Below are 12,274 nucleotides of genomic sequence, written 5' to 3' on the forward strand. Positions count from 1 at the left end.
TCTACACCTCTCTTAAATATAGTATTATGAAAGAAATTGTCTTGATTACAGGAGCCAGCGGTATGATTGCAAAAGAACTGGTTAAAAAGATAGGTAATGAATATGATATACGATTGCTTACCCGAAAAAAAATGCAGAGTAATGAGTATGAATGGGACTTAAAAAAGGGAACCATTGACGAATCAGCACTGGAAAATGTTTCTCATATCATTCACTTGGCAGGTGCCAATATCTCGGAAAAACGCTGGACAGCCGAAAGGAAAAAGGAATTGATATCCAGCAGAATTGATTCGGCGGGATTGCTTTTGAATACCTTAAAGAAAAAAAATAGACGACTTAAGTCTTTTATTTCAGCTTCAGGCATTAACTATTATGGCACAGAAACTACAGAAAAGATTTATACAGAAAATGATCCTGCAGGCAATGATTTTCTAAGTGAGGTGGTTGTTCTTTGGGAAAAAGCCGCAGATCAATTTAAAGAGCAGAATATCGCTGAAAGGGTTGTCAAAGTACGTACAGCTGTTGTACTTTCTGAAAAAGATGGGGCCTTAAAGAAAATGATTCCACCTATCAAGTCTTATATTGGATCACCTCTAGGCAGCGGAAAGCAATATATGCCATGGATTCATGTTGAGGATATTTGTTCTATCTATGAATTTGCTTTAAAAAATCATGCTGTAAAGGGTGCTTATAATGCAGTTTCATCACAACACACTACCAATAAAGATTTAACTGAAAAAATCGCTGGGATACTGGGCAAACCTCTATGGATGCCTAATGTTCCCGGGTTTATTTTAAAACTAATGTTCGGAGAACTGGCAATGGCTATACTGGAGGGTTCAAGGGCTTCTTCACAGAAAATTCAGGAGGCAGGGTTTCAATTTCAGTTTTCAGATTTGAAAGAAGCACTTGATAATTTATTAAATCATGAAAAATAATTTGGTATTATGAAAAGACAACACATATTTATGCTTTTCCTACTGTTTTCCATCTCCGTTGTTGGACAAAAAAACGAGGCTCTGAATACAAAGGAAAAAGCGCTTACCGAACAATTCAAAAATGGATACAAAAAGAAAAATTATAAAAAATTTTCAGGTAAAATAACCGTACAAGATAATCTGGTCATGTTTGATGATAAAATTATTAATTACGATAAAAATGATAAGGAAACAAAAATACTGCTACAGGAAGGCATTATCTATCCACAGCTTTTAACAGATTATCTGATAGAAAAATTCCTTACAGAAACTACCGACAAGATGCAGAGGAAATTTTACAAACTTCAGAAAGATCCCCACGCTTCTTTTGATATGTCCAATATGAAAATAATTGACACCCATCATCTGAGTTTTCTCAGTTCAAATCCCGAAGTAAAGGTATTTAATATCACTTCTAAAGACGGAAGATCACCAGGAACATCCAATTATCTTATTGAACTTACCAATAAAAATGCAACAGCTGCAACTTCTATGGAAGACTTCATTAAAAATTCTAAGCTTACGTTTATCCTGAAGAATAATTAATCTTTCAAATTCTAAAAGTTATCATCAATAAATACCAAAATTTAAAAATTGCTCCAAACAATTGAAATATATTATGGAAAAAACTATTATACAGAACAGCAGAATAAAAATCTTAAAAACAGAAATTCTATCAGATAACTGGTACACTTTAAATAAAGTGACCTATGCTGTTTTAAAAAATGACGGAACAACAGAAACCCAAAGTAGAGAAGCTTATGACCGTGGAAACGGAGCGGTTATTCTTCTTTACAATAAAGTTTCCAATACCGTCATCCTGACCAGACAGTTCAGGTTACCTACTTATATCAATGGAAATCCTACAGGAATGCTTATTGAAGCCTGTGCAGGACTTTTAGACAATGATAATCCTGAAGACTGTATTAAACGGGAAACAGAAGAAGAAACAGGCTATAAGATTTCAAAAGTGGAAAAAGTATTTGAAGCCTATATGTCCCCTGGTTCTGTAACGGAAATTCTTCACTTCTTTATTGCTGAATATTCAAATGAAATGAAAATTACAGAGGGAGGTGGACTGGAAGAAGAAGGCGAAAACATTGAAGTATTGGAAATCTCTTTTAATCAAGCACTTTCTATGATCGATAAAGGGGAGATCATGGATGCCAAGACGATTATGCTGCTGCAATATCTGAGGCTTAAAAATATTATATAATTTAATAACCTCTACATTAAAGCAATTCATGTATGAAGAAAAACCAAGTCTTCATTACAGCTTTTATTCTATCTTTAACAAGTTGCAATCAGGTTAATAAAGACCAAAAAAGTAACAAATTCAAATATCAGAATAATGGATAGCTCAGAAATTATTAAACATGTAAAGCTCACAATAAAAGCCTAAATTCCAAGACACGGCTACGGAATATATACCTACGTAAACCCATCAGAGATTGAAAATAAAATACCCAATGATATCGAAATTAGATTATTTGGCAGAACAAAAAGAAATCTTGACGGAAAAAAACCTGAAATAATATATACAAAGAGTCGTAAAAAATAGCTTATTATAATTACTTTTAAAATGATACAGGATCATATTACCGTTCAAAACCGTTATAAAGATTTCATAAAAAAAATCAATGAGACCGAAACCGTGTACACCTTAAAGGATGAAAAAGGATATGCAACCTCCTATTCTAACGAAATAGAAGACGAAGATGGTGAACCAGTGCAGATCGTTTGTTTCTGGTCAGATGCTGCGAGGGCAAAATCCTGTGTAGATCAGGAATGGAGTCATTATGAGATCTCTCCTATTCCTCTCAGAGAATTTTTAGAAAACTGGTGCTTAGGGATGAACAATGACGGTCTTATCGTAGGAACTAATTTTGACAGCCATCTTTTCGGCTATGAAGCTGAGCCTCTAGAGGTTATTATGGATAGTATTGAAGAGCTTAGAGCTACTGGAAAATCTCTGGAACTGAGAAAATTCAAAAATATGGAGGACCTGGAAAGTCAGATCAGGGAAATTTTGAAAGATTAGTGTACATATTCTTATATCAGCCAACAAATGCTAAAGACCTTGGGGATAAAAATCTTTAAAATAACAGCTTTATGCTTAGTTTTTATTTTCAGTATTCTGATGCTGAAAACGATTTCCCAGTATACTTCTTTTGATAAAAATGTAGGCTTTCTCGCATTTAAACAAAATGTGATTGATAATCCTTACTGGATGACTTTTTTTTATATCCATATTTTTTCGATAACACTTTGCCTTTTGGCTGGTTTGACCCAATTTTCCAATCTGTTTTTAGAGGAGAATAAAAAGCTGCATAGAATCATCGGAAAGGTCTATGTTTATAATATTCTTGTCATCAACGTTCCTGCCTGCTTTGTATTGGGACTATTTTCAAATGGTGGATTAATCGGGATCACAGGATTTTTAATTCAGGATATTCTTTGGGCTTATTTTACCATTAGGGCAGTGCTTTTCATCAAAAAAGGAAATGTAACTGACCATAAAAGTTATATGATTCTAAGCTATGCCATTACCACGACTGCCATTACATTCAGAATCGTTAAAAATTTATTCTATAATGAAAAGTATCATTATGAGCTTTTCTATGGTCTTAATGTTTGGCTGGCCCTTGTTATAAACCTGTTGATTGCTTATTTAATTCTTAGAAGAAATCGTCCTTTATTACCGCTCAAAAGAGACATTCGCCAGGAAAATAACGACGGCAGTAAACAGTATTAATAAAAATGAAACAAGGAAAACCAGTAAGTTTAAAAATATGGCATAATTACTCTTCATTGTCCATCTTTTACAGAAACGCATCATGAGATAAGCCATTACCGTAAAAATTGCCAAAATAATTACCAGATAAAGAAAATCCCAGTTTATATCAGTAAGCTCCCAGCCCATAAAGTTATTTTAATCCAATATAATATTTTTTTTTGAAAGACACCAAAATAGCTCTAAATATCACTGATTTCAGGTATTTTTATGAAACATTTATAATAAACAGAAAAAAATGATAATAAAAAATATAGACCACATTGTATTCACGGTTGCCAGCATAGAAAAGACGATTGAATTTTATACTCAGATTATGGGATTTGAAGTAGTAACATTCGGAGATAACCGAAAGGCACACATCTTTGGAAATCAAAAGATCAACCTGCATCAAAAAGGCCATGAGTTTGAACCTAAGGCTGACAGCCCAACCTGTGGTTCTGCAGATCTTTGTTTCATTTCAGAAACGGATATTCAGGAGGTAGTGGAAGAACTGAAACAGAAAAAGATTAAAATTATTGAGGGAATTGTAGATAGAACCGGCGCTGTGGGGAAGATAAAATCAGTTTATTTCCGTGATCCGGACGAGAATCTCATTGAAGTAAGCAATTATTATTAAATGATCAATTTAAACCATTAAGATGATCACATTATTAAATCTTAATGGTTTAAAAATTTCATATTATACATCCATATCATTCTCTTCTCCAAATGCCTTCCAATAGTTATATTTATCCGGGTTGGCAAAAGCTGGATCTTCCTTATAAAAATATAGAAGTCTATTCAAAGCATGGGTATAAGTGGAATATCCCAACGCTTTTTCATAGTGAGTAATTGCTTTTTTCGTGTTCTGCTTTACGCCTAACCCATCATCATATAGAATTCCGTAATAGATATTGGAATAGGTATTTTCACTGTCTTTTCTTAAATAGCGTTGAAGATTGGCATAATCTCTTTTTTGATAATAGATCTCAGATATCTTATCCTCATTGAACTGGAACTTCTTTTCTGCCTGCTTATAATAATCCAACGCAATATCATAGTCCTGCAATACATAATCACCATAGAAGTATAAAAGTCCCAGGTTTTGCATTGCCAATCCATTGCCAAGCTCAGCAGACCTACGGAAATATTTTAAAGCTTTTTTAATGTTTTGCGGGTATCCTATACCATTTTGATAATGATAGCCAAGATTATTCAATGCGTAGGTTTGGTCCTGTAATGCTGCTTTTTCGTACAGAGCAAGCCCTTTCTGAAGATCATAGAACTTAGGAGGCGTACTGTCATCCGTATAAATATAGCCTAGTTCTACCATCATATTGGCATCACCTCTATCTACTCCTATTTTATAAAGCCTGATGGCGTCTTTAATGTTTCCTTCTTGAGCATATTCTTCGGCACGGGATGCCAAGGTTTCATTATCAAAATAGGCTTCATATCCGGAACCTGTCTTTTCTTTCCATGTATTATAGAAATTAAGAAAATACTGCTGATCTTTTCCACGAAGATTATATCTTTTGTCATAAAAAGCTCCCATTTGAGAGTTGGAAACCTTGTATAATTCTCTTTCGGAATTTAATATAAACATTTCACTCCCCTTAAAAAGGCAAAGCAGCTGTTCATCATATTCTATTCCTTCACAGATATAATCGTAAATATCACTTTTCACATCTGTCTTTTGATCATAATAAAACATTCCCCCGGAAACAGTGATACGAAAGACCTCCTGTTTACAGGCTTCAATTTTTTTATACTCTTTGGATGACGGAATCATCCAACGGTCTTCTGATGCATCATACAATCCTATCCCATTTTGGTCAGAAAGCAGAAATACATTTTCCATAAACTGGGAGTACCAGTCTCTATGAATATTTTCAATGGTATTACCTGCCAGCCTAAACTGTTCATGGCTTGTGTCGTAAATATACCATACCTTCTCTTTTTTGTAAGCAAAAGCTGTATAGCTGTAGTCTCCCAAAACCATCATTACATCTATTTCTGAATCCAAAAGGCTTCCATCCGGCTTTATAATGCTGGTCTTTTTCTGAAACTTATTAGGATTGACTCTGTAATATCCATTTGAGATATGAACCAGTGAATCTTCAGGATGTTCTCCGAAGTAAACTCCATTCATTGTATAATAAGATCTCTTGGAAGTTCCTGTCTTTTTACTATAGATCAGATCATTATAATCATACTCAAAAGGGGTTTCCGAAAGGTCTGCAATCATCTGTTTGTTGAATAGATTGATCACACGGTAGTTTCCATCTTTTTTTGCATTAAAAAGCCCATTGTACCAAAGAATATCCAGTTCTTCGTATTCACAAGGAATGGTAAGTTCTCTGGAATCAATGTCAATCATTCCCCATTTACCATCAACTTCTACATTTCCGTAATTTTTTTCTTCGATAGGAAAAGTATCAATAGCATCATCATAAATACATTCAATGAGAACTTTTCCGTCATTTCTCAGATATCCAAACTTGCCATTTTTTTGTGCTACGGCAATACCTTCAGTATTAAATGCAAAGATTTCATTATAAACTGGAGGTACTACTATATTCCCTTTAATATCCTTCAGTCCCCAAAGTGCATTTTCTTCAAAAGGTTCTGATGGATTTTTATACAGTTCATCATTCCAGTATCCCAGTCCATATTCTATCCAGTCTGTTTCCAGCAATTCTAAAAAGGTATCATAACCATGTCTTGCAAAAATTTCCTTTTCCAGCCCGGTAAGGTTCTGATTTCGCATTGCTTTCTCATAGAGTTTATTCTTTTCCGTGATTTCCAATACCCAGTCTTTGGCCTGATCTTTATGGCTTTCTTCATTCATGTTGAATACATCCGTTGCATTCATTGAAAAGGTGTCATAAGGAAGTGCGTCCAGAAATTCAAACATTTTGTTTACCGGCTCGTAATATGCTTTCTTATAATGGAGCTGATAATGGTCTGCCAACAGCTGATAGAAGCGTTTTAATCTTGAAACACCCTCTATTTTATCAAAAAAAAGTCCTTTCCCTTTCGATCTGGGGTTTCCGCCAAATAAAGGCATAAACAGCTCAGGAATTTCATAGTTCCATTCTCCCAGATAATATGGATATACTTCTTCGGTATTTGAATCAATATTATATATATAAATACGATGTGCCATATATTTTATATTTCAAATAGTTAAAATCCAAACTTAGAAAACAGTCCCGGTTTTTTCCATGCAGCCTTATATTCATCTGCAACAGAATCATACTCTGAAAATGATCGTACATGGTCCAATAGAGTGTGAGCATCCTTAAGATTTCCTGCTTGGTACAGTATAAGAGCTTTTGCCAATTCTACGCTTTCCATAAGATCATCATATCCCCATTCTTCATCATTATAGATTTTAGTAAATCTTTCTGCAAGCATTAAAGTCTGGTCTTTATTATTCAGTTTTTCATAGATTCGGATTCCGTAGCTTAGCCAAAGCACATAGTCCTCTGAATCCATGGCATCATCATTTTCAGAATCGTATTGACTGAATATTGAGGCTGCTTCTGTATAATTGCCCTGAAGAAAATTACTTTTAGTAATCATATAAATTGTTTTGGCCTTATCAAAATCGTCTAAAAGGAAGTCTTTTTTATTCTCCAGATATTTTTGGGCTGCTTTTGCTGTCTCTTTGTAGTTTTCTTCTTCATTATAGATCTGCATCAATGCATACCGTGGATTGGGTTCCTGAGGAAAACGTTCCGCCAGATCATTATAATAAGTTAATCTGGTATCATGATCTTCACTTTCCAGGCGTTGATAAAGGATTCCTTCCAAAACATTTTTGCCTGCTTCCAAATCTCTGTAGTCATAATCACTAATCTCAGGATTATCCATTGTGTACTGGTAAAAATAATTAAGGGCTTCTTCGGCATCAGAATACACTTCAGGAGATCCCTGCAACCCTAGTACTTCTATCTGGCGTGCTCTGTAGTACAGATTTTTATAGAGATAATCTTCATCCTCATCATCATACAACCCGAAGTAATTATTCAGTGCTTCTTCTGCTTTCTCATGATTTTCTTCAAATAGCAATGCATCAATCAACACAAGATGAAGCTCCCTGAATTCTGAATATTTCAACCCTTCAGAAGCTACTTGTATTGCAGAAAGATGATCACCCAGTAAAGAATGCTTAATGGCCAGATTATTACAACACATCGCTCTGGTGTACATATCGTTGTAATAATTGCTTTCAAACTGTTCTGCCTCGTAATACCTTTGAAATGCTTCATAAGCCTGTTGATAAACCAAAGTATGCACTTCAATCCATTTGATCTGGTCTTCCTCACTCTCTATTTCCTCTATAAATTCATTGAGATAAACTCCTTCGTTATAAATATCAGTAGGTAAATCTGTGAAAGCCGGAATTTCAGAGGGGATAGTTCTATGTAAATGATATTCTGATTCTACCTTACGTCTCCATGCTGCTGCATTGGAAGTTCGTTCCAAAGCTTTTTCCAGTAAAGGAATTGCTTCAGAATATTGTTCTGCATCATAGAAATAAGTTCCTGCAAAATGATAGCCGGAGAAAATCTGCGGATAGCTATTGATAACCTCAAGGGCGTGTTGTTTGTAAAAATCATCTGCAATTTTCAGCATATCAGCGTAATTCCGTTCAATGATCAGCTGGTAATAGAAAACATCAGGATTATTGAATCCGTTTTGAATCAATTCTGCAAAATGCTGATGCCATTCTACCAGCTTTTCCTGTATAAACATGGCACTGTTACTCCCCTGAATAGCCTTTAGCATCATCTTCAATGAAAGATCCGGTGCATTATTTTCATAGGCAATATCTGCAAGGTTTATAAAGTCAGAATCCTCTCTGCTTACAAATGTGGAATGTTCCCGATCAATAAGAGCGGTAAGTTCTTCCCCTGAGATCATCTTTTCACGGTCTAGCAGATAGATCTTTTTGATCCAAAACAGTGACCTGTTCTTATCTCTAAGCTCACGATTGTCCGCAAATTCTCTCTGGAAATAGTACATCCCTGCTTCAAGACTGTTTAAAAGAGGTTTATTCTCACCTAGAGATTCATATATTTTGACTAAAAAATCGTAGCCATACACTTCATTTTCAGAATCGTCCAGTAAACGCTCTGCATAGGCTATAAATTCTGCTTTATTTTCCTCTGTAATATGTTTTTTCACTCTGCCTATCTGCATGAGTGTATATTCGTTGCTTAAAGGATAATTCAGGATATTATAAAGTGCTCTTATGTTGTTGGGATTCACATTTAGGATCCTGCGTAGATAAGGAATTACCTTGTCATGAATAGCATTGTAGGCTTCTTCATGCCCCTCATAGTAAACCCTGTCATGATAGGCTACTGCCATTAAGAATAATACTTCTTCATCCTCAGGATTAGACAATAAATATTGTTCTCCCTCTGCAATACACTGTTCCAGGTCTCCCTGATAAAACAGTTGCTCTAATTTATTATACATTATTAATATTTTGTTCTAATAATTTTATCATTTCATTTGCTGCACGCCCAGATAAATTCTGCACGTTCTTTATATTCTATGCAAAATATAAAAAACAAAGTGAAAAACAAATGCCAAAGCTTATAAAATAAGGAAAGGCATTCAATAAAAACAGGTTTAATTCTTTAGATTTTGGGTTTAAATGAGTATTTTTAAACCCAAAATTCAGAAAACTCGGGCACTATGCATATGAAAAAAATGATGATAGGTTTTTTACTGGTTCTATCTGTTGCTGCTTGGGGACAAAAAAAGCCTGCTCAGAGTAATAAACTGGTACTTTACAGTTATCAAACTTTTGGTTGTGACAACAAGGGATATTTTGATCCTTCAAAATATAAAAAGGAGGAAATAGATGGTACTTACAAACTTTTATATCCTTTAGACTGGTCTCCGTTTTCTTCTCTTATTGTTTTTAGCACTTCAAAATTTGATGATATTCGCAATAACAGCAACCACCTTTTACAACAAGCTGAAAAAGACTATCTGAAGAGAAAAAAAGAGCTTTTGGACCTTAAAACAATGGATCTTCCTATTTGGAAAAAACAGCAAGAAGAGGCTATGAAGCTTTTGGAAAACGAATATCAACTCAGAAAAGAGCTTCTTATGGCCTATTCTGATCCTCAGTCTCTTAAAAACAGTAAATTTTATAATACCTGTAAAAAATATATTGATGCCATCACCACCAATGATAAGCAAAAAATGTATTCGGTATGGAAAAGTTTGTTTGAGCAAAAAAATAATGAAGAAACTTATTCCGGTACAAAGGACGCCTTTAATGTTAAATGGAACGATCAACGAAAAGATGATTTTGCAGTCATAGACCTCATTAATGCTTTCAGTAATTGTGCTAATCACAGTTTCAGAACTAAGGTAGATGAGGAGGGTACTTTATTTAAGGCTTTTGAAAAGGTTTTTGTACAACTGAAAAGGGATTGCGACGAGCCATAAACCCGCTTGTTTAAAGCAAAAAATTAAAATTCACATTAAATTACAAAAATCGATAGATAAAATTGATCTAATTCTTTAATTTTCAAATTTAAAGCCTTAATTTTGCACTGAAATTTTAGAAAATTCGGATTCTTTCTACAACTATGCGCATGAAAAATATGATGATTGGGCTTTCCATAGCCTTATCTGCTCCTATTTGGGGACAAAAAGGCCCCACAAAAACAAACAATCTGACACTATACAGCTATCAGACATTCAATTGTGATAACAAGGGATATTTTGATGCCACCAAATATGAAAAGGAAGAAATAGACGGGGTTAACAAACTTCTATATAAATTTAACGGGGTTCATTTTGATACCAATCCTATCTTTAAGCTTTCGAGCCTTGAAGATGTTCGTAAAAATAAAGATATTCATTTAGAAAATCTGGAAAAACAATATCAGGAAAAGAAAAAGGAGCTTTACAACCTTAAGGTAATCAATCTGCCTGTATGGCAAAATTTGTATGAAGAGGCAATAAAAACCTTTGAAAACGAATATGAACTGAACAAGGAAGAAATTCTGGCTTTTTCTGATCCTACCACTCTTAAGGACAGCAAGTTCTACGCCACCTGCAAGGAACCTATTGATGCTATATCTTCTCCTGACAGAGAGAAAATGTTTGCCTCATGGAAGATGTATACTGAGCTTAAAAGTAAAAATAATGCTGATCCGCAAGGGGTAATGAAGAGGTTCAATGCTAAAATGGAAGATCCTCAAAAGGAAGATTATGCTCTTATAGATCTGATTGGCCTTAGTTTTCATAACTGTGCCAACAGCAGCTTCAGGCAGAAACGTGATGATGAGGGAACGGTTTATAAAAGCTTTGACAAAATCTTTACAAAGCTGAAAAGGAATTGTGATGAGCCGTAAAGAAAATTAAAAATTTAAATTTTATAATGGCAGTACTCATTTTGGGTACTGCTTTTTTTATTTAATAGCAGCTAGGTTAAGGGAAGGTTAATAACATTCTATTTCTTTGCCTCAATTATAATTAGGCCTATTTTCGCTTAAAAACAATACTCACATGGATTTTATTTACCTTTTTTTAACGGCGTTTATCAGTCTGACCGTTTCGGCACAAAAGGGACCCGTCATCATTCCTTTTTCTCTGGAGAACAATTCTGTTTATCTACAATGTAAAGTAAACAAAACGGACAGTATTAAATTCTTATTTGACACGGGAGCAGATGGTTCTGTCATCAATATCAATTCAAAGAAAAAAGTAGCTTTGAAAATTGATGGCAAGTCTGAAAACAGAGGTTCCAATGGGGTAAATACAGTTAGTTATAGCAGCCACAATATGGTACAGTTCGGAGGTATACGGAAAGACAATATTACTTTTACCCTAATTCCTTATGGTACAGTGAATTTTGATGGTGTTTTCGGTACAGATATGATGAAAGGGAATGTCATAGAGATTGATTATCACAAAAATGTAATCCGCTTTTATGATGAAAATGACACCTCCATTGATTATTCAGGATATGAAAAAATGAAGCTTCATATGATTGACAACTACCCTGCCGTAGAGAGTATTATCACGGTAAACGATAAGCAATACTCGGGATTTTTTGGTCTTGATTCGGGAGCAGATGATGCTTTAACTATAGCCTCTCCCTATGCTAAAAAAAATGCCTTTAGTAGTACTATGAGAACTATGGGAAAGGCTACAGCACAGGGTTCTGATGGTTCTGTTTATGAAATGCCTGTTGTACTTTGTCCATCCATTCAATTTGCACAGAAGCATCTTTATAATGTCCCTATCACGCTTTCCAGCTCTACGGAAGGAATTGATGCCTCAGAAAAAATGGCTGGATTTTTTGGAAATGGATTTTTAAAAAGATTCAATACCATTATTGATTTTAAGAACCAGTATATTTATTTTAAGCTGAATCAAAATCTGTATTCGGAGTTTAACTAATTATTTTAAGTTATTATTGATCATAAAAAACACGGAGTTGGTTTTGAATTTGATAGTAATATAAAAAGCTCGGATA

At 34.5% G+C, this 12,274-nt stretch carries 11 protein-coding genes; 9 read left to right on the forward strand and 2 right to left on the reverse strand.

Going from position 1 to position 12,274, the window contains the following annotated elements; genetic code table 11:
- Positions 1-26: 26 nt before the first annotated feature.
- From SCA31_RS01970 to SCA31_RS01995, 6 genes are all read left to right on the forward strand, one after another.
- Positions 27-938, forward strand: coding sequence for a TIGR01777 family oxidoreductase (locus SCA31_RS01970; RefSeq protein WP_410695136.1), 912 nt, complete (start codon positions 27-29; stop codon positions 936-938).
- Positions 939-947: 9 nt separating this feature from the next.
- Positions 948-1,523: a hypothetical protein gene (locus SCA31_RS01975; protein ID WP_410695137.1), complete on the forward strand. Its 576-nt coding sequence runs from the start codon at positions 948-950 to the stop codon at positions 1,521-1,523.
- Between the two features lie 73 nt (positions 1,524-1,596).
- On the forward strand, positions 1,597-2,193 hold the full coding sequence (nudK, locus tag SCA31_RS01980) for a GDP-mannose pyrophosphatase NudK (RefSeq protein WP_410695138.1): 597 nt from the start codon (positions 1,597-1,599) through the stop codon (positions 2,191-2,193).
- Positions 2,194-2,559: 366 nt separating this feature from the next.
- Complete coding sequence (locus SCA31_RS01985; protein WP_410695139.1) at positions 2,560-3,018, forward strand: DUF2750 domain-containing protein; 459 nt, start codon at positions 2,560-2,562, stop codon at positions 3,016-3,018.
- A 27-nt stretch (positions 3,019-3,045) separates the two neighbouring features.
- On the forward strand, positions 3,046-3,732 hold the full coding sequence (locus tag SCA31_RS01990; RefSeq protein ID WP_410695141.1) for a DUF2306 domain-containing protein: 687 nt from the start codon (positions 3,046-3,048) through the stop codon (positions 3,730-3,732).
- 277 nt (positions 3,733-4,009) lie between these two features.
- Entirely contained in the window at positions 4,010-4,390 is a 381-nt protein-coding gene (locus SCA31_RS01995; RefSeq protein WP_410695142.1) for a VOC family protein, read from the forward strand.
- A 63-nt stretch (positions 4,391-4,453) separates the two neighbouring features.
- Here the strand turns inward: SCA31_RS01995 and SCA31_RS02000 are convergent, their stop codons facing one another.
- Positions 4,454-6,922 (reverse strand): SEL1-like repeat protein, encoded by a 2,469-nt coding sequence (locus SCA31_RS02000; protein ID WP_410695144.1) that lies wholly within the window; start codon positions 6,920-6,922, stop codon positions 4,454-4,456.
- A gap of 20 nt (positions 6,923-6,942) precedes the next feature.
- Complete coding sequence (locus SCA31_RS02005) at positions 6,943-9,246, reverse strand: tetratricopeptide repeat protein (protein WP_410695145.1); 2,304 nt, start codon at positions 9,244-9,246, stop codon at positions 6,943-6,945.
- Positions 9,247-9,483: 237 nt separating this feature from the next.
- On the opposite strand from SCA31_RS02005, the gene SCA31_RS02010 reads away from it, so the two are divergent.
- The 3 genes from SCA31_RS02010 (at position 9,484) to SCA31_RS02020 (ending at position 12,198) form a co-directional block, all read left to right on the forward strand.
- Positions 9,484-10,233, forward strand: coding sequence for a hypothetical protein (locus SCA31_RS02010; RefSeq protein ID WP_410695147.1), 750 nt, complete (start codon positions 9,484-9,486; stop codon positions 10,231-10,233).
- A 149-nt stretch (positions 10,234-10,382) separates the two neighbouring features.
- Complete coding sequence (locus tag SCA31_RS02015) at positions 10,383-11,147, forward strand: hypothetical protein (protein WP_410695148.1); 765 nt, start codon at positions 10,383-10,385, stop codon at positions 11,145-11,147.
- Positions 11,148-11,301: 154 nt separating this feature from the next.
- The gene (locus tag SCA31_RS02020; protein ID WP_410695149.1) at positions 11,302-12,198 is read left to right on the forward strand and encodes a retropepsin-like aspartic protease; all 897 of its coding nucleotides are present in this window, start codon (positions 11,302-11,304) and stop codon (positions 12,196-12,198) included.
- Positions 12,199-12,274 lie beyond the last annotated feature (76 nt).

Origin of the sequence: Chryseobacterium sp. SIMBA_028 (genome assembly GCF_046535285.1) — a bacterium.
Lineage (GTDB): Bacteria > Bacteroidota > Bacteroidia > Flavobacteriales > Weeksellaceae > Chryseobacterium.